At 38.8% G+C, this 19114-nt stretch carries 18 protein-coding genes; 15 read left to right on the plus strand and 3 right to left on the minus strand.

The window, feature by feature from the left end; translation table 11 throughout:
* The first annotated feature begins 116 nt into the window (after positions 1 to 116).
* The 4 genes from F0342_RS14295 (at position 117) to F0342_RS14310 (ending at position 5075) form a co-directional block, all read left to right on the plus strand.
* A complete protein-coding gene (locus F0342_RS14295) occupies positions 117 to 905 on the plus strand; it encodes a sugar phosphate isomerase/epimerase family protein (protein WP_149156569.1) in 789 nt (262 codons plus the stop codon).
* The gene (locus F0342_RS14300) at positions 905 to 2050 is read left to right on the plus strand and encodes a Gfo/Idh/MocA family protein (protein ID WP_149156570.1); all 1146 of its coding nucleotides are present in this window, start codon (positions 905 to 907) and stop codon (positions 2048 to 2050) included. The genes F0342_RS14295 and F0342_RS14300 overlap by 1 nt, the downstream gene beginning before the upstream one ends.
* 463 nt (positions 2051 to 2513) lie before the next feature.
* Entirely contained in the window at positions 2514 to 3875 is a 1362-nt protein-coding gene (locus F0342_RS14305; protein ID WP_149156571.1) for an ABC transporter substrate-binding protein, read from the plus strand.
* A 159-nt stretch (positions 3876 to 4034) separates the two neighbouring features.
* The gene (locus F0342_RS14310) at positions 4035 to 5075 is read left to right on the plus strand and encodes a Gfo/Idh/MocA family protein (protein ID WP_149156572.1); all 1041 of its coding nucleotides are present in this window, start codon (positions 4035 to 4037) and stop codon (positions 5073 to 5075) included.
* Positions 5076 to 5219: 144 nt separating this feature from the next.
* On the opposite strand, the gene F0342_RS24910 is transcribed toward F0342_RS14310, so the two are convergent.
* A complete protein-coding gene (locus F0342_RS24910) occupies positions 5220 to 5387 on the minus strand; it encodes a hypothetical protein (RefSeq protein WP_188048553.1) in 168 nt (55 codons plus the stop codon).
* Between the two features lie 220 nt (positions 5388 to 5607).
* On the opposite strand from F0342_RS24910, the gene F0342_RS14315 reads away from it, so the two are divergent.
* Entirely contained in the window at positions 5608 to 6126 is a 519-nt protein-coding gene (locus F0342_RS14315; RefSeq protein WP_149156573.1) for an undecaprenyl-diphosphatase, read from the plus strand.
* 109 nt (positions 6127 to 6235) lie between these two features.
* Here the strand turns inward: F0342_RS14315 and F0342_RS14320 are convergent, their stop codons facing one another.
* Positions 6236 to 6727 (minus strand): hypothetical protein, encoded by a 492-nt coding sequence (locus tag F0342_RS14320; protein ID WP_149156574.1) that lies wholly within the window; start codon positions 6725 to 6727, stop codon positions 6236 to 6238.
* Between the two features lie 160 nt (positions 6728 to 6887).
* Between F0342_RS14320 and F0342_RS14325 the strand changes: the two genes are divergently transcribed.
* From F0342_RS14325 to F0342_RS14355, 7 genes are all read left to right on the plus strand, one after another.
* Complete coding sequence (locus F0342_RS14325; RefSeq protein WP_262481749.1) at positions 6888 to 7715, plus strand: DUF2935 domain-containing protein; 828 nt, start codon at positions 6888 to 6890, stop codon at positions 7713 to 7715.
* Between the two features lie 421 nt (positions 7716 to 8136).
* Positions 8137 to 9180: a cytochrome aa3 quinol oxidase subunit II gene (qoxA, locus tag F0342_RS14330; RefSeq protein ID WP_149156575.1), complete on the plus strand. Its 1044-nt coding sequence runs from the start codon at positions 8137 to 8139 to the stop codon at positions 9178 to 9180.
* Positions 9181 to 9196: 16 nt separating this feature from the next.
* Positions 9197 to 11161 (plus strand): cytochrome aa3 quinol oxidase subunit I, encoded by a 1965-nt coding sequence (gene qoxB / locus F0342_RS14335; protein ID WP_149156576.1) that lies wholly within the window; start codon positions 9197 to 9199, stop codon positions 11159 to 11161.
* A 2-nt stretch (positions 11162 to 11163) separates the two neighbouring features.
* Positions 11164 to 11775, plus strand: coding sequence for a cytochrome aa3 quinol oxidase subunit III (gene qoxC, locus F0342_RS14340; RefSeq protein WP_148970166.1), 612 nt, complete (start codon positions 11164 to 11166; stop codon positions 11773 to 11775).
* A complete protein-coding gene (qoxD, locus tag F0342_RS14345) occupies positions 11775 to 12074 on the plus strand; it encodes a cytochrome aa3 quinol oxidase subunit IV (protein WP_149156577.1) in 300 nt (99 codons plus the stop codon). The genes qoxC and qoxD overlap by 1 nt, the downstream gene beginning before the upstream one ends.
* A gap of 206 nt (positions 12075 to 12280) precedes the next feature.
* Complete coding sequence (locus tag F0342_RS14350) at positions 12281 to 12919, plus strand: GNAT family N-acetyltransferase (RefSeq protein ID WP_149156578.1); 639 nt, start codon at positions 12281 to 12283, stop codon at positions 12917 to 12919.
* Positions 12919 to 13893, plus strand: coding sequence for an alpha/beta hydrolase (locus tag F0342_RS14355; protein WP_149156579.1), 975 nt, complete (start codon positions 12919 to 12921; stop codon positions 13891 to 13893). The genes F0342_RS14350 and F0342_RS14355 overlap by 1 nt, the downstream gene beginning before the upstream one ends.
* Positions 13894 to 13969: 76 nt before the next feature.
* Here F0342_RS14355 and F0342_RS14360 read toward each other — a convergent pair whose 3' ends face one another.
* Positions 13970 to 14392 carry a VOC family protein gene (locus tag F0342_RS14360; RefSeq protein WP_149156580.1) on the minus strand — a complete coding sequence of 141 codons (423 nt, stop codon included), beginning with the start codon at positions 14390 to 14392 and terminating at the stop codon, positions 13970 to 13972.
* Positions 14393 to 14610: 218 nt separating this feature from the next.
* Between F0342_RS14360 and aspA the strand changes: the two genes are divergently transcribed.
* The 3 genes from aspA to F0342_RS14375 all read left to right on the plus strand — a co-directional run bounded on the left by aspA (position 14611) and on the right by F0342_RS14375 (position 18892).
* Positions 14611 to 16041, plus strand: a complete 1431-nt coding sequence (gene aspA / locus F0342_RS14365; RefSeq protein WP_149156581.1) for an aspartate ammonia-lyase — start codon at positions 14611 to 14613, stop codon at positions 16039 to 16041.
* A gap of 307 nt (positions 16042 to 16348) precedes the next feature.
* Positions 16349 to 17608, plus strand: a complete 1260-nt coding sequence (locus F0342_RS14370) for a helix-turn-helix domain-containing protein (protein ID WP_187443393.1) — start codon at positions 16349 to 16351, stop codon at positions 17606 to 17608.
* Positions 17609 to 18346: 738 nt separating this feature from the next.
* Positions 18347 to 18892 carry a dockerin type I domain-containing protein gene (locus F0342_RS14375; protein ID WP_149156582.1) on the plus strand — a complete coding sequence of 182 codons (546 nt, stop codon included), beginning with the start codon at positions 18347 to 18349 and terminating at the stop codon, positions 18890 to 18892.
* The last annotated feature ends 222 nt before the right edge of the window (positions 18893 to 19114 follow it).

A 19114-nucleotide genomic window follows, 5' to 3' on the forward strand; every position in this document is an offset into this window, starting at 1 on the left:
TATTCTCCTGATTAGAGCATTCAGAGAAAAGGTGTTTATCCTGAAGAATCACTATTAATAATATAATATCCAAACATAACAAGCGATGTTAGTATCACAAAATGTGGAGGGGAAATATGAACTATTCAATTGCTTCGTATTCATTTAACGGACTAATCAAACAAGGGAAAATGGATGTTTTTGGTTATCTGGAAAGTGTGAAATATCGGTATCATCTTAACTCAGCAGATATTTGGAACATGATGCTAACCAGCTTTGATGAGGATTACTTGAAAAAAATAAAAGAAGCTATGGATGAAAAGGAAATGGATCTAGCTAATCTGTGCGTGGATTGCGCTGAAGTATGGGATCCAGACACAGAAGCGAGGGAAAAATGGTATCAAAATGCGTTGGGGAATTTGCGAGCTGCAGAAATCCTGGGAGCTCGTACCGTTCGTATTGATATGGGCGGAAGGGATTTAGAGATGACGGATGAACAGTTTGAATATACTGTGAAACGTTATCAAGAATATGCGAAAATCGCACATGATTGCGGGTTTATGGTTGGTCCCGAAAATCATTGGGGAGCTTCAAGAGTACCAGAAAATATTCGAAAAGTTTACGAGGCTGTAGATCATCCGTCTTTTGGAATCCTACTGCATTTTGATAATTGGGACGTAGACAAAGAAAATGGGGATCGACTTTGCGCAAAATATGCGTTCCACACCCATTTAGCTGCATGGGTGATACCGGATTGCCAAGACAAACTGAAAATTCTACAGGATGTCGGCTATCAAGGGTACCTTGGGATCGAACATCACTCCGGTAAAAACGAATACAGCCAGGTGGAATGGCAGCTTGCGACAGCTCGAAACACTTGGAGAAACATGCAATTGAATAGGATTGAAGAGGGGGCTATCATCTAATGAAAAAAATTCGGATTGGAATCATTGGGGTCGGTATCATCGGGAAAACTCATTTAGATAACTATGCGAAATTGGATGGGGCAGAAGTTGTAGCTATCTGTGATCTTAACGAGAATGAACTAAAACAGGTAGCAGAAAGATACAGCATTCCCCATACGTATACGGATTATAGCGAAATGCTGAAACGTGACGATCTTGATGCGGTCGATGTCTGTCTCCATAATAACCTTCACGCTCCGATTACAATTGAGGCATTGGAGGCTGGTAAACACGTGTATTGTGAAAAACCGATCGCCGGTTCGTACTTGGACGGTAAGCGAATGGTAGATACAGCAAAAGAATACGGAAAAAAATTGCACATCCAATTAAGCTTCCTGTACTCAAAAGAAACGAAAGCAGCTAAATCATTAATAGATGACGGGAAGCTTGGGACCCTATACCATGCCCGGTCCACTGGTTTTAGACGGCGAGGACGTCCTTTTGTAGATGGTTACGGGACAAAGGAATTTCTTCAGAAGAAAGTGGCTTCCGGGGGAGCTTTGTTCGACATGGGAGTGTATCGTATCTCACAAATTCTTTATTTAATGAATATGCCTAAAGTCAATACGATTACCGGAAAAACGTACCAGGAAGTTGATATGGACGAAAAAAGGAGGCAGACCAGCGGTTTTGATGTAGAGGAACTCGGTGTAGGCTTTGTCAGATTTGAGGATGGCATAACGTTGGACATAATAGAATCTTGGGCAATTCATCTTAATGGGTTTGAAGGCAGCTATCTTGTAGGTAACCAAGGTGGAATCCAATTTCCAGGTTACACAAATGGAGTGAGCACCCCATTTAGCTACCATACATCAATATGTGATATCGATATGGACGGAACCTTTGATTTAGGGGCAGCGGACTACAGATGGCATCAACTGCAAGAGAATACCGATGCCTATGATTCATCTCAACATCATTGGATTGCTGCACTCCAAGGCAGGGTTGAATTGTTGCCAACAGCAGAAATTGCCCTTCAAACCATGTTGATTAGTGAAGGGATTTACCTGTCGAATCTCTTAGATAGAGAGGTAACGGCTGAAGAAGTTATTTCCAAGTCAAAGACTCAAGTTTTAAAATCTAGTAATTTAATGATAAAAAAATAAATTCCTAATGAATTGTAAGCGATTTCAACATAAAGTATCGTGGTTTTACTAATAGGCTCTTTTCGCAAAGATTGTTGTTTTAACGGCCGAGCCTCCTCTACTTAGCAGAACGGGGTCTCGGCACGTTCGAAATCCGCCGGAGTCTATGCAGTTTCCCTCACCATCAATAAGAAAATTCGTGACAGAGCTTTATCGGGACAGAAAAATAAACTAATTGAAAACAGCATTTCAAAAAGGTTTTTTGGGGTCTTTACATATCCAAGCAGAAATCAACGGTCACGAATATACCTGAAACAACAACCTCTTAGAAAGCAACTTACTAATAAAAGAGTTGTTGTGATGATATCTTTTCCAATTAATAGGTGAGGAGCTTAGATAAGAGATAACGAAGATATTCAAAGCATTTTTTTCCGGACCTATTGAACATCCTTTAATTCATAACAAAACAAAGGGGTATCAGTCTATGAAACTGTTTAAGTCTTGGGTGGCAATATTAACAATCATTATGTTTCTTATCGGTTGCAGCAGTAAAGATACATTAAATGAAAGTAAAGAAGATAAAGAAGTAACCATCTCTTATGCAAGCTGGAATGTAGGCACAGAAGAAGAAAAGAATATTGAGAGGTTGATGATTGAAGAATTCGAAGAAAAATATCCACATATCAAAGTAGAGATTGATGATTCTATCCCAAATGAAAAATGGAACGATGGATTAGCAGCTGCCGCAAGTTCAAATAAAATGCCAGATGTCTTTATGCTTTCACAGATTCCTACAGGCATAGCAAATGAATGGCTTTTAGATCTTACCGATTTAGCAGCTGACGATGAAGATTTTGCAAAAGTTCCTGAAGTGGTTCGAGAATCTGCAACGTACGATGACATTCTTTATGCATTACCAGCAGGACAACAATTCTTGGGGTATTTTGTAAATAAAGATTTATTTAATCAAGAGAATTTAAATGTCCCGGAAAATGGTTTGAGCATGAATGAATTTGCTGATTCTGTTAGAAATATTACGAATATCAGATCAGGACAGGTGGGACTCAATAACCCTTTAGCCATACTTGACTGGTACCCGGCAGCAGTAAGTGAAACCTTGGGGTGGTATACATACACAGAGGAAGGATATCACTTAGATAGCAAAGAATTTATTAATGGCTTGAATTTGACTAAGAATATTGTAACGAATAATTATTCCTTTGAATCTTTGACCGATGAACAAAAAAGTAACTTTAATGGAGAAAATCCAGGTGAAGTTTGGGCTTCCGGTGGCATGGGTCTCGTATGGGATGGAACATGGGCACTCTCTAACTACGAGAATAATCTTGAATTTGATTGGGATTTCATTGGAATTCCTGGTGGGAGAACAGTTGTTGCAAATGATTATATGGGAATTTCAAAAACTACGAAACATTCAGAGGAAGCATATTTATTAATAAAGTGGATGTCTTTTGGAAAAGAAGGATATTTAAAACGTATTGAAATTGCTGTAGAAGAAGACAAAGTATTAAATGGTTTACCGGTAACTACTGATGAAGATGTATTGGATGCTTACTTTGAGATTCAAGATCTTCCCGGATTACGTGCTGCATATGAAAACTTAGAAAAAGGTGTTATTGAGCCAGTTAAAGCAGTTCCAGGATATGTACAGTCTAGATGGGAGGCTCCTACAGGGGTAGGCATTGAGGGTAATCCGAATGCAAATATTCATGGTCTTCTGGAAGCTTCTGTAGAAGGTGAAATAAAGATTGAAGACTTTATTTCTCAAATAAATAAATTAGCAAATCTGAAGTATCAAGAGGGCAATGAAGCGATTGGTCAATAATAGGGATAGTAAGATTGCAGTCTCTTTACTCTTAAAGAAGTATAAGTATTTTATATAGGAACGCATTTATTTTGTATTGGATGCGCGTATAACATGCAACCATTATTAAATAATTTACTTATTCCACAATAACTAAATAAGATGGGGAGGAACAGGAATATGAGTAAGTTAAAAGTAGGAGTTATTGGGTGTGGAAGTATTGCAAAATTCCGTCATTTGCCAGAATATAAGATAAATAAAGATGTAGAGATTGTTGTGGTTTGTGATATTATCGCGGAGCGTGCAGAGAAAATGGCTGAAGAATACGGTGCTAAAGCATTTACCGATCTCAATGAAGTATTGAAGCTGGATGACATTGATGCGATCAGCGTCTGTTTGCCAAACTACCTGCACGCACCTGTATCCATTGATGCATTGAATGCAGGAAAACATGTACTTTGTGAAAAGCCTATGGCTACTTCAAAAGAAGAAGCGGAAACGATGATTGAAGCAGCGAAAGTAAATGATAAAAAGCTTATGATTGCGCATAATCAACGTTTTGTTGCTTCTCATAAAAAAGCGAAAGAAATTATTGATAGTGGCAAGCTTGGAAAAATCTACAGCTTTAAAACCACATTCGGTCATCCAGGCCCTGAAGGTTGGAGTGTAGATGGGGCAGGAAGCTGGTTCTTTCAAAAAGACAAGGCCTTTATCGGTGCAATGGGTGACCTTGGAGTTCATAAAGCAGATTTATTACGTTATTTGCTTGGAGAGTTTACCGAAGTAGGAGCATTCATTGAAACGAACGCGAAGCAAAAAACAGATGTAGATGACAACGCTGTATGTATTTTACGTACAGAAAAAGGCATCATTGGAACACTTGCCGCAAGCTGGGCTTATGTTTCTGGTGGGGATAATTCGACCATTATTTACGGGGAAAAAGGTATACTGAGATTAGAAGCTGATCCTGAATACTCACTGATCGAAGAGTATCGGGATGGAAGCACCGTATATCATAAGCTCGATAAGATTCAGACAAATGAGGAAGGCGGACAGAATACCTCTAATGTCATTAACCATTTTGTTGAAAGTATTATAGAAAATAAAGAACCACTTATTTGTGGCGAAGAGGGAATGAAATCGCTACAGATTATTTTAGCAGCACTTGAGTCACATGAAATGAATCGAATTGTTTCCTTGAAGAAGGAAATGTTTGCGTAATTAAAAGGGTTTATATAATTTTTTGTTTAAAGTTTTTATTAGAATCCTACAACCATACGCCATAAACAATCCATTTGAATTTTTTTCAAAATGGATTGTTTTCATGTGTGATTAAATAAGGTTCGTTACGGTCCTTTTATCAAACTATATTTCAATATCATCAACATTTGTTGCATTTTTAGACATATCTTCATCCATCATGATGGTTTCCTTTGGTAAGGAAGGGTCGAAGTATGGGGGATGTTGTTCGGAATGCTTAGTCTCATCTTTGTTGAATTGATTCTTTTCCTTGTGGTACTGTTGGATTGACATCATCATCACCTCATATTTATGTATTTGCTTTCCAATTTAAATTTCCCCATTTTAATTCTTTCTATGTGGAGAATGTCAATCTTACTAAAGAGAGTATGAATGGACTAAAAAAATTTAATCATTTCAATGCACTTATCCCAGAGAATTCTTTTATCGATCATACATATTTCTTGCTTAAAAGGGAATTTTATTTGTATCCCTGAAAAAAGGAGATTCTCTTATGGACTACAAAGTATTTAAGGCAATCAATCTGCTTTCTGGCCGGTGTTCTCCCATTGACTTTATGATGATCTTCTTTTCAAAAAAGATTCGATATGTGTATATTATTGTTTTGATTTTCATGTGGTTTAGAAATGATTATTATAGAAAAGTTTCTCTTAATGCAGTTATGTCTTCGGGAATTACTTTGCTTCTTCACGCTTTGATTAAGTTTTTTTACTTTAAACCACGTCCGTTTGTGAAACATCGGGTCGGCATACTCATTCCCTCAAAGTTAGATTCTTCATTTCCAAGTAAGCATACTTTACTGGCATTTGCCGTTTCTACTTCCATCTTTCTTTATGATCGTGTCCTTGGTTCAATCATGTGGGTATTATCTGTGTTGACAGGTTTTTCTCGTATTTGGGTGGGACATCATTTTCCATCTGATATTATCGGAAGTGCTATTATGGCCACCATGACAAGCATGGTAGTGGGTAAAACTGCTGGTGAATTTACCGATAAAGGAACACAGCACTGAGTGAAGATTCGTTTCATTGGCGTAGAAAATATAATATAAGAAATAAGCAACTGCATAACAAAACCTCTCATCGTTCAACTGCGATGAGAGGTTTATTTCTTGCAATGACCTATAAACTTTCCAATTCCTCATCCTTTTTAACCCTGTCGGAAAAAACTTTCTCATAACAATACTGAAATCCATACATCAATACCGATTTTAATAAAAAGAGTAATGACAGTTGTATCCTTGTAAACCTGATCAGAGTGACATATCCGATTTTCTTGAACCAATTCAACATGAAGATGGTAAAAAAAGAATCAACAATCAAATTAACTAGAAAATAGATCGAGAATTTCCCGTAAGTGTATTTAAAAATCCAAAATGATCCAACAAAAAAAGGACCTAGAATCAATGGCAGTTCAGCCAATACATTCGGTTTTATGGAAAAAGGGAACCACCACCATTTCCTCCGGGTAGCTAATATGCCCTCTGCTACTAAATATACGCACATAAATAGTGTGCCGGGTAGAAATCTTTTTAACGTTTTTTTGCGCAGAAGTGGAAGGGACAACCAGGGGAGCAAGGTCATTAACGTAATCAGTTGTTTTCTATTCTTCATAGAAGGACACCCTTTTCATCATAGTGGTAAATATATTCTTCCTTTTTTATGAAAAATTTATGTATCTTCGTGCACGATTCTTTAATCTAACGGTAGTTTAAAGGAAGTCCTTCTTTTTTAACAACTATTAAAATATATAATATAAAAAGGAGGTAAAGAGGTGGCTAATCAAATGATCACGACATGGGAGGAGCACTTATTCTGGCTTGAAGTATTACAGGATCATGCTTATTTCATCAGAGACCACTTATCTGCAGCTGAAGTAGAGTATGTGGATGTTTCACAGCAGTACATTCGACTATTTGGGGAGCTTATCGACCAATTAAACCGCGTTCCGCGTACAGCAGACCACCAGGATGAAACCATGGTTCAGTTTTCAAATAAAGTGTGGCCAGTGGCCAAAGGCTATTTCGAATTTGAAGGAATACTGCAATCTTTAAGGATCGATAATAAAGTTAATCTTAATTTATCCCCTACCTACCTAAACGGCACGCTTGCAGAAAATCAGGAATACTTGCGGTTTTTAGGGTATCTGCAGAAGGGGGAGGAGCCAGAGCCCCTTCCGTTGGTGGATTTGATGGATTTATGGCTTGAAGATCAGCTGGGGCACGCGGTATTATTTCAAAACATACTCGATCCCATTGAAATTAACGTGAGTAGGCAGGCAGAGGCTTATATTAACCAATATCAAGTGTATATCGTTCAAAATCGGCATCTGAAAGGATATCTCAGATTTAAACAGCCTGGTTTCGCCCGGCAGAGGGAATTTGCCTATGAAGTTGGTCAAACGACTTTGGAAATGAGTCAGTATATCTCTGGAATGGTCATGAAGTATAATAAGAAAAAACTGCTGAATAAAACCACTCTCCGTTTTTTAGAGCATCATTTTCCAGAAACCTGTTATTTCATTAAAAAGCTCAGCGATTATTCTCCAAAGCTCAAGGAGGCGGCCGGTAATTGCTCCTTAAAAAGAGCTACCTATTTATAATAGTTGTTAGAGGGTACTAGAAAAAGTAGTATTGGTATAAAGAGCCTATCACGGTAAGGAGTCATTCATATTCGGCAGCCCCACTTGCTACTTTGTTTTAATAATCAGGAGGGAAGGTTCAAGGTTCATGGATATGAATGGATTCATAGAAGGTGAATTACAGTAGTAAGGTTTATACGAAAACTCATTATTCTAAATAATCAATTCGTAAAACGCTCTCAAAATTATTCTAAAATAATTTTGGGAGTTATTTTTTTGTCCTTTGAGCATTTCTTTCCAACATTGTTACCGTTCTGTGAATAAACTTCGACGAAATTTCGAAAATCTGTTTAAAGTTGAGTGAAACAAGGGTACCTTTTAATAGAATTTGATAGTATAGGTCTACAGTGATAAATCCGACATAAAGGAAGGTGATTTCCCTATGTTTAATAAATTTAAGCCATACTTGATTGTGTTGATCAGTCTGGTTTCATTATTCTTCATCATTATTTTCAGTTCGGGAAGTGAAATGATCATTCTCGATCCGAAAGGGCCGGTAGGGGCCTTGCAGAAAGAACTGATCATGCTGTCAATCTACTATATGCTTGGCATTATGGTTGTCGTTCTTTCCTTCTTTACTGTTATTCTCCTAAAATATCGAAGCAGTAAAAAGGATAGTGATTACAAGCCCGAGATGCACGGGAGTACGAAATTAGAAATTATATGGACGCTTATTCCTGTACTGATTGTTATTGCCTTGTCTATCCCAAATACAAAGGCATTATATGAATTAAGGGAAGCTCCAAAAGCAACGGCTCATAAAGATCCGATTGTGATCCATGCCACTGCTGCGGATTGGAAGTGGATCTTCAGTTATCCGGAGGAAGGGATTGAGACCGTTAATTATATCAACGTTCCCGAGGATCATCCGATTTTATTCAAAGTGACGGCTGCTGATTCCATGGCTTCTTTCTGGGTGCCGCAACTTGGCGGACAGATTTATGGAATGCCGGGAATGGTGAATGATTTATACTTACAGGCTGATGAGCCGGGTACTTATGATGGAAGAAACTCAAACTTCACTGGTGAAGGAATGACACACCAAAAGTTTGATTTTGTTGCGTTAGAAGAAGATGAGTATGAAGAGTGGGTAAAAGATTCTCAGGAAAATGAACCGAAATTAACCGAAGAGACATATGAAAAACTCATGCTGCCTGACACGGTTGATAAAATGACCTTTTCATCCACTCATTTAGCCTTCGTTGACCATGGGAAGAATTCTGAATATGCCATGGCGATCCGTGAGAAATATGGAGTGGAAGCATCTTCACATGGTGCGGATAAAGATGCTGAGTCAAGTCATGGAAATCACGGTGATCACGGAGACATGGGGGATCATGATAACCATGAAGGCATGAAAGACCATGAAGACCATGAAAATGACGAACATAAAGACCACGAAAATAACGAAGGACATGAGCACTAAGAAAGGAGGACTCTAGATGTTTGATTTTATTAAAGATAATTTAATCCTCAATGATCCGCTGATTCTGGGAGCCAACATTTCCATTGTTTTCACCGTTATTGGGATCGTCGCGACCCTTACGTACTTTAAAAAATGGAAATGGCTGTGGAATGACTGGATCACGAGTGTTGATCATAAAAAAATTGGGATCATGTATATCATTGCTGCATTGATCATGCTCTTCCGCGGAGGAGTCGATGCCCTTTTAATGAGGGCCCAATTAACGGTACCTAATAATGAATTTTTATCATCACAGCACTACAATGAAATCTTTACTACTCATGGTACGATCATGATTCTATTCATGGCGATGCCATTTTTACTTGGCCTAATGAACGTCGTAGTTCCCCTGCAAATCGGGGCAAGAGACGTCGCATTCCCATTCCTGAATAACTTAAGCTTTTGGTCATTCATGTTTGGGGCGATCCTTTTCAATATGTCATTCGTATTCGGTGGATCACCGGATGCCGGATGGACGAACTACGCACCGCTGGCGATTGAAGGAAGTCCTGGACCAGGAATTAACTATTACCTCCTTGGCTTGCAGATTTCCGGAATTGGTACATTATTAACGGGGATCAACTTTGTTGTTACGATTATTAAAATGCGTGCACCAGGTATGACGCTTCTTCGTATGCCGATGTTTACGTGGACTACATTGATTACTGCATTCATTATCGTATTTGCTTTCCCGATCTTAACGGTGACATTGGCGTTGATGACATTTGACCGATTATTCGGTACGCATTTCTTCACGCTTACAGCCGGCGGGAATCCGATGCTCTGGTCGAATTTATTCTGGTTATGGGGACATCCGGAAGTGTATATCGTTATTTTGCCTGCTTTCGGTATCTTCTCAGAAATCATTGCTACATTTGCAAGAAAGACATTGTTTGGTTATAAGTCGATGATCATTTCACTTGTAGCGATTTCAGGGTTAAGCTTCGTTGTGTGGGTTCACCATTTCTTCACGATGGGCGGAAGTGCTGCTGTTAACAGTGTATTCTCGATTTCGACGATGGCGATTGCCATACCAACCGGGATCAAGATATTTAACTGGTTGGGTACCCTTTACAAGGGACGGATTGAATTTACCGTCGCCATGATGTGGTCGGTAGCGTTCATTCCGACATTCCTGATCGGTGGTGTGACAGGGGTAATGTTGGGGATGGCTGCAGCCGACTTCCAATATCATAATAACTACTTCCTGGTTGCTCACTTCCACTACACGCTGATTGCCGGTGTCGTGTTTGCCTGCTTCGCCGGACTTGTATATTGGTATCCAAAAATGTTTGGACATAAGATGAATGAACGCATAGGGAAATGGGCTTTCTGGTTCTTCTCTATCGGTTTCAATGTATGTTTCTTACCGCAATTTGTCTTAGGGTTTTCCGGTATGCCAAGACGTGTGTACACATATGGACCAGAAGATGGCTGGATGGCATTGAACGTCATCTCTTCTGTCGGGGCTTTCGGAATGGGAGTAGGATTCATGATCATCGTCTATAACGTTTACTATAGTTACCGTTTTGCGAAGCGGGAACTATCCGGAGATGCTTGGGATGGACGTACACTTGAATGGGCGACTAGCTCAGCGATCCCACCTCATTATAACTTCGCTCATGTTCCTGAAGTGAAGAGTGCGGATGCATTCTACTATATGAAACAAGAAAGAAAAGAATCCGGTAAGCCTGAAAAGGTTGAGTATAAACCGATTCATATGCCAAGCAATGCAGGGACACCTTTCATCATGTCCGGGTTATTCTTCGTTGGTGGATTTGGATTGGTGTTTGAACTGTGGTGGATGGCTATACTGGCTCTTGTTGGTATCTTCGGATGCATGGCTTATCGTTCACTATTTTCACACAAACAGGATGCTGGCTATTATGTAAGTGTGGAAGAAATAGAAAAAACTGAAAATCCGTATAAGAGGGAGGCGTGAATATGGCACATAGTACGAATGTAGATCCGAATACGCCACTTGAATATCAATCGGAGATCGGCAAATTGAATATTTTCGGATTCTGGGTTTTCCTGGGTGCGGAAGTAGCTCTATTTGCCACTATTTTCGCGACATTCTTCGCCCTTGAAAGCGGCACGGTTGGAGGTCCGCTTCCATCTGAAGTGTTTGATCTAAAGAATACAATCATCATGACGTTACTATTATTAATCAGTAGTTTCACGTCAGGGTTATCAATAAATGAATTAAGAAGAAGAAATGTCAAAGGGATGATGGTCTGGCTGATCATCACACTGCTCTTTGGAGCAGGGTTCCTTTACATGGAAATCACGGAATTCCTTCATCTGATCCATGAGGGAGCCGCCATGGGAACTAATGCATACTGGTCTTCTTTCTATCTATTGACCGGAACGCATGGTCTCCACGTATCATTAGGTATTTTATGGATTATACTGGTGATGTTCCAGGTGAAAAGACAAGGATTAAATCCAGATACCGCTAAAAAACTATTCGTATCCAGCTTGTATTGGCACTTCTTGGACTTTGTATGGATCTTCGTGTTTACAAGCGTGTACTTACTAGGGATGGTGGGATAATGGAACATAATACAGCGAATCATAGTCGTATTCCTTGGACGCAGATCATTGGTTTTGTCTTATCCATTGCATTGACATTCTTAGCCGTTTGGTTCGGACTTTACGCTGGACTGGCGTACAATGTGATGGTTGCTCTTGTATTTGTTCTTGCCTTTATCCAGGCTGCAATCCAACTGTTTATGTTCATGCACGTAACAGAAGGAGAAGGCAGATGGCAGGTTGGAAAAATGATGTCAGCTGCATTTATCGCCCTTGTGATCGTACTTGGATCGATTTGGGTATTGAGCAATATGCATTAAAGAATGATAGAAAGAGGCTGTTGAAATTCATTTCAGCAGCCTCTTTTTTTATTTTAGGTTCCTTTCGCAAAGTTTGATGGCCTGGTCAGAGAGTATACATAGGTCAAAAGGTTGGTTGACAAGTGTAATCCCATATTCATATAATATCAATGTGCATGATAATGATAATCATTATCACTATAATCGAATGAACAGGAGGATAGACCATGATTAATACAGTTAATGAATCAGAATTCTTTATTATAAAAGGAGACAAGGCAGATAATTTTTTGTTCCGTCCGGTGGATTTCGATCGGGATTTGTCTACTCTCCATGAATGGATGCAACAACCTCATATTGCCCCATTTTGGAAGTTGAACCTGCCACTGTCAGAGTTTAAACAATGGTTAAAGCAGTCTATCGAAGCAAATCATAAAGATATTTACATAGGAACATTTAACGGCGAACCAGTGTGTTACCTGATTGCATACTCCATTGAAAAAGATCCAATCAAAGAATTCTATGAGTATCAGAATGGAGATTTAGGCATGCACTTACTGATTGGTCCAAGAGCATATTTAAATAGAGAAGACGGCCTTTCCATTATTAGATCAATGATCATTTTTTTATTTGATCACTATAAGGGAGCAAGAAGAATTATAGGAGAACCTGATAATCGCAATCGCATTGTGATTCCGATATTGAAAAAATTAGGAGGGAAAGTAATAAGTAAAGTTAATCTTCAGAATAAAAAAGCTTCGTTGATTGTGGGAGAGAGGGATTCGGTCATTGAGAAAATGAAAGATGAAGATATGCAGGTAGAGTGGCTGAAATCTATGAATTCGCAAAGGAATGAATTAGTCTGATGAAAGTGAAGGCGCCTCTTAATCCTCAAGTAAGCGAACTATTACATACGATTAGTGAGAAAATGAAAGAATTTAATCATCCCCCATTGGATATTCTGACTCCAGAGCAATCCAGAGTATTTTATAAAAGTGCCAGAGAATTCTTCACTACCATTTCCGTCGGTGGTTTGGTTGTTGAAGATACATTCATTCCTTCATCAGAGGGGCATGACATTCCGGTTCGAATCTATACACCAAGTGGAGAAGGTCCTTACCCTGTCCTCATATATTCCCATGGGGGAGGCTGGGTATTTGGAGATTTAGATAGTGCAGATAACCTATGCAGGCATTTATCAAAGCACGCCGGCATTGTTGTCGTTTCAGTCGGTTATCGCCTCGCCCCTGAACATAAATATCCTTCGGCGTTTCGGGATGTAATTGAATCCATTAAATGGACATTTAGGCATAGGGAAAGATTGAAAGGGGACATAAAAAGAATCGCTGTCGGTGGTGAAAGCTCAGGAGGCAACTTAGCGGCCGCTGCTGCCATATACTTCAGGGGTTCTGAAGAATACAAGTTGTTCCTTCAAGTTCTTATTACCCCCGTTATGGACTATAACTTTGACACACTTTCCTACAGAGAAAATCATACATATAATCTCACAAATGAAAAAATGAAATGGTTTTGGGGACATTATTTGAATGACCCATCTGAAGGCTCGGAGGTATATGTTTCACCTCTAAGAGTACACTCCATGGAAAGTTTGCCCAATACTCTACTTGTTACAGCTGAATTCGATCCTCTGAGGGAAGAAGGGTTAGCTTTCGGTGAACGTCTGAAGAAGGCTGGGATTAACGTCGAACTGCTGCATTATGAAGATATGGTCCATAGTTTCATTAATATGATAGGAACAGTAGATGAAGCCAAACGTGCCCTCGATGAGATGGCTATAAAGCTTAAATGTATGCTGTACACTATTGAAGTGAACGAATAATAAAAAAGGTTCCAAAAACTTTAGTGAAATTAAGTTTCTGGAACCTTAATCATTTGTGCACTAAAAATAAAACGACTTATAGGTCTTCACTCTCATAGTTAAACTGCCACTGAATGCCAAATTTATCAGTAACTTGACCATATAACTTACTCCAGAATGTCTCCTGAAGCTCCATATCCACCTTACCGCCTTCTTTCAGTTTATGAAAACGTGTTTTCAATTCTTCCATACTATTGTTTACTATTGCAAGGGTGATATTTGTACCTTCCACAAAAGGCATTCCAGGAAAAACATCCGAAAACATGATGTTACTGCCATCAATCGTCAGTCTTGTGTGCATAACCAAATTCTTCGCTTCATCTGGAAGAGTGAATTCTGGATGTGGTGGATTTTCACCAAAACTCATAATATGTGGTGCCTCTGTTTCAAATACTTCAGCGTAAAACTCTACAGCTTCTCTACAATTACCGTTAAAATTAAGATACGCATTCACTGACATTACTATCACTCCTATGAATTGAAAATAATCTTACAAAAGGATTATAGCATGTTGATGATATAATCAGAAATAATATCAAGAAAATTCGGAACTTATCAAAGTTCATCTCATTTGAGTCATTGATAATAAAAAATGAAGACATAAAACATTGCCTCTTATTGAGGGAATTGATAAAATCATCATTTGTAGAGGGAATAAATTGAATTAGGGAGAGACCTATGATAAATATAACGAGCAGATATAGAGTAGAAAAAGATTTTCTTGGAGAAAAAGAAGTTCCTGAAGATGTGTACTATGGAATTCAAACCTTACGGGCAGTGGAAAACTTTCCGGTAACCGGGTATAAAATTCATAAGGAGATGATCGATGCCTTAGCAGTCGTGAAGAAAGCGGCAGCATTAGCAAACATGGAAACCACACGTCTTTATGACGGGATCGGTCAAGCCATCGTGCAAGCTTCTGATGAAATATTGGAAGGGAAGCTTCATGAATTCTTTATCGTCGATCCCATCCAGGGAGGGGCAGGGACTTCCATCAATATGAACGCTAATGAAGTCATTGCCAATCGTGCCCTGGAGCTCATGTCCCATCGTAAAGGGGAATATGGAAAAGTAAGCCCGAACAGTCATGTGAATATGTCACAGTCAACCAATGACGTATTCCCGACGGTCATCCATATTTCCACTCTGAAATTATTAGAGAAACTTCTTGTCACGATGGAACATATGCTGAACGCCTTTAAAAAGAAAGCACAGGAGTTCGATCACGTCATTAAAATGGGACGTACTCATCTTCAAGATGCTGTTCCAATTCGCCTTGGTCAGGAGTTTGAAGCTTATAGCAGGGTAGTGGAGCGTGATATTAAACGTATCGGACGAACACGGGATCACCTCTATGAAGTAAATATGGGGGCGACTGCAGTAGGAACTGGATTGAACGCGGATCCTGCTTATATCAAAAGTGTCGTGAAGCATCTGTCTGATATCAGTGGTTTGCCACTTACCGGGGCTGAGCACCTTGTCGATGCTACGCAAAATACAGACGCATACACAGAAGTTTCAGCTGCACTGAAGGTATGTATGGTCAATATGTCCAAGATCGCCAATGATCTGCGCATGATGGCTTCAGGGCCACGCGCCGGACTTGGTGAAATATCACTGCCATCCAGACAGCCTGGTTCTTCCATTATGCCTGGTAAAGTGAATCCGGTCATGCCAGAACTGATCAACCAAGTGGCCTTTCAGGTTATTGGAAATGATCATACCATTTCATTGGCTTCTGAAGCCGGTCAGCTTGAACTGAACGTGATGGAACCTGTACTCGTATTCAATCTCCTTCAATCCATCAGCATCATGAACAATGCGTTCAGAAGCTTTACGGACAACTGTCTTGTTGGAATCGAAGCGAACGAAACACGTATGAAAGAATATGTAGAAAATAGCGTGGGGATCATCACTGCGGTCAATCCACACTTAGGATATGAAGTCGTGTCCCGGATTGCCAGGGAAGCCATAATAAAAGGGAAATCTGTTAGAGAGCTTTGCCTGGAATATGATGTTCTGACTGAGGAAGAGCTTGATTTGATTTTGAATCCTTATGAAATGACCAATCCGGGGATTGCGGGCAGGGTGTTATTTGATCGGGCATAGAAAATACAAGAAAAAAGTATCAATGATTAGTCTCTATAAAAAAAGAGATTTCGGGTTTGCAGGGAAAATCATTTTTCTCTGCAAGCTTTTTTATTTATTTGGTAAAGATATTCTCTTAACCAATTTTCCAATTACATTTGTGAATGAATTATTTTAGATTAATAGTATGTTGGTTTTTCTCCATATAGATCAATAATCTTTAATGACTTTGTCAGCGAGTTACTTATGAAAGAATTGTAGAGGGATTCTTAAAAGATAAAGGGAACCCATGTATAATAAGAGTAAGTACAAAGGGGGAAGGGTCAGGATGTCTATCGGGAGGATTATTTATTACCATCGTAAGAAACAAAATAAGACGCAAGAACAGCTTTGTCAAGGAATCTGCTCTACGACCCATTTAAGTAAGATCGAGAATAGTTCTAAAGAAGGAAATCTTGAAACCTTGGAAATGCTTTGCAAACGACTAGGTATTTCGATTGAGGAGGAAACCAAGAAAACACAATTCTTAAAGCGTCAGCTGGCCCAATTCTATGAAGCGATCGAGAGACTGCATAGAGATCATGCCGAAAGACTTTATCAAGAGTTAGGGAAGCATAAAGATTTTCTTCAATGTACGGAAATGGTTTACTTATATGAGCTTTATATGCTTCGATATTTACTTTTTACAGATAATATATCTGAATTTGAATATGTTTCCTTCGAACTTAAAAAAAATATGACGAAATTTTCTACATTTGAACGTTTTCTCTGGGAGTTCTTTCAAGGTATTTATTATGGTCGGAAACAGCAATATGTTAAAGCGATAGGCATTTTAGATAGTATAGAGGATAAAGCAGATCTATTTAGTGAAAAAGTAACGGATTACTATTATTACAAAGCCGCCAATCATGGACTATTAAAGCATTTTACATTGTCCCTCCATTACTCTCATAAAGCTTTACGTATCTTTCAGAATACAGGGAATATCTTGCGAATCCTACATGTGAAAATCGGACTTTCGGCTAACTTAATATATATAAATGATCTGGAACGGGCAGAAATCATGCTCGAAACAGCTTTAAATGATGCCGAAATGTTAAAGGACAATGATACTAAAATAAGTGCCCTTCATAATTTAGGGTTGTTACATAATAGAAAAGGAAGACTTCAAGAGTCGTTGGAGTTTTTCACCCAATCTCTTAACTTGAAAAAGAAGCATACAATCGGTTATTATAGCTCTTTTGTGGAAGTTATTCAGGTTTTACTTGACCTAGAAGAAAACGATAGGGCTGCGAATCTTTTGCAAGACATTCTAAAGGATTTTCGAGATCAGCAATCCAGTAAGTATGTAGAGTTAATGGCCCTTTATTTGGAAGCTACAAAAGATTACAAAAGGCTCACCGATTATTTAATCGATTATGGTTTGCCGATGATGATAAAGGATAACCTTTATAAAGCGGTCTCATATTCAGAGAGATTAGCAGAATTTTTTAATGAAAAAGGAGATCTTGCTTCTTCCAATAAATACTTTCAGTTATCGAATGAACTCTTAAGAAAATTAATCTTCAACCATGGACATCCCAATTAGATGGATTTTCTAGAGGCTGGGACAAAAGTTTTTTATCCTAAGTCAAACCCGAACAAACCTGCTTCTTAGTGTGCAGATTTGTTCGGGTTTATTAATTATTTTCGAATCATTTGATTTTAGCTGTTTCCAGCGGTTGATTGGAGTGCAAGACGAAGACTCCTGCGGGAAGAGTAGCTTATGTGAGACCCCGCAAGCTTGCCGAGGAGGCTCACGGGCTACCCGCGGAAAGCGTAGTCTTGCACGGAAATCATTAGCGGTATGAAGAACCTACACTTCTATTGTTCGTCTTTTTATCGTGGTTTTTTAGTTTTGTTCCAGCCTCTTTATTTTTTTATGAGGCTTTTTTCTAAAAGAGTGTATTTTATAGGATTTATAAAAACGAACCGATGTTAAGAAAGTTTATTGGAGCGGGAATCAACTTCTACTCTATCCTATAGAGCACAATTTGCGCAATTTATGAAAATAAACAGGGATTATATACGATAAGTCTCTTCTTGGGAAAATGAATCAGGAACAAAGTCCAGACCTCTCCCTGCATCAGTTGTTAATGATTGAATGAAAAACAGCTAACACAAAAGAGATTAGGGATATTCATTTCTGATTATAACAAGCTATATATTATGTCTATAAGTGTGGAGCTGCTAATTATAAAACAATAGTGATGTTGATGGCAGCACTTCCAACTTAAAGGGATATTTTGAAGGAACCATTACTGAACTGAACCGCAGCCATTCAGAAGTGAGAGGAGATGTGATGGCTCAAGGGTTCTTTGGCACTGACGGTTCGTTCGATTGGCAAACAGACTTTTCAAATGTCCCAATTTCAATGAAGGTAACGGATTTCGAAGGCAATGTTTATGATGGTGAGATCACTAGAGACAATGACTTTAAAGTCAAGCTTCCTGTGACAGATGTGCCATTTCAGATGGAAGTCGAGATTCCTGGTCATTTCCCTGTTAAATCGACTTTCCATGTCTATGAACAGCGGGAAGACAAGATTGTCGGCACTTGGAGAACGTTGCCTCTTCGAAAGCAAGATGCAGGAGACATCAATCAGGACATTGTGATTGATATGATGGATGCGATTGAATTGAAAAATAGCTGGGGTACAGATGATCAAAATGCAGATCTGAACTTCGACGGAACCATTGATGCGAAAGACTTCGAATTAGTAGAGTACAACTTCCTTGAAACCGATCCAGGAGTTGAGAATGCTCCGAAGCCAAAAGATAAGTACAATGGGAATTCTCTAGAGGACATAAAGAAAGACTTAGGGATCAATTAAGATGAGAGTATAATCTAACTAGAAGTATAGCAAATGCGAAATGATTAGAAAGGTCAATTTGATTTTTCAAGCCATTTTGTTTCTTTCAGCGAAACTCGAAAAATAGCTGATTTGTAAAAAAATCACTTTTCAATCCTGGTAAACAAGTATATAAAAGTAACTGTCAAAAGCAGTTGCTTTTTTAATTTCATGAATTTGTGAAATGTGGGATTTTTACATATC

It is taken from the genome of Bacillus sp. CH30_1T, assembly GCF_008364765.1.
In the GTDB taxonomy this organism is placed as follows: Bacteria; Bacillota; Bacilli; order Bacillales; family Bacillaceae_B; genus Rossellomorea.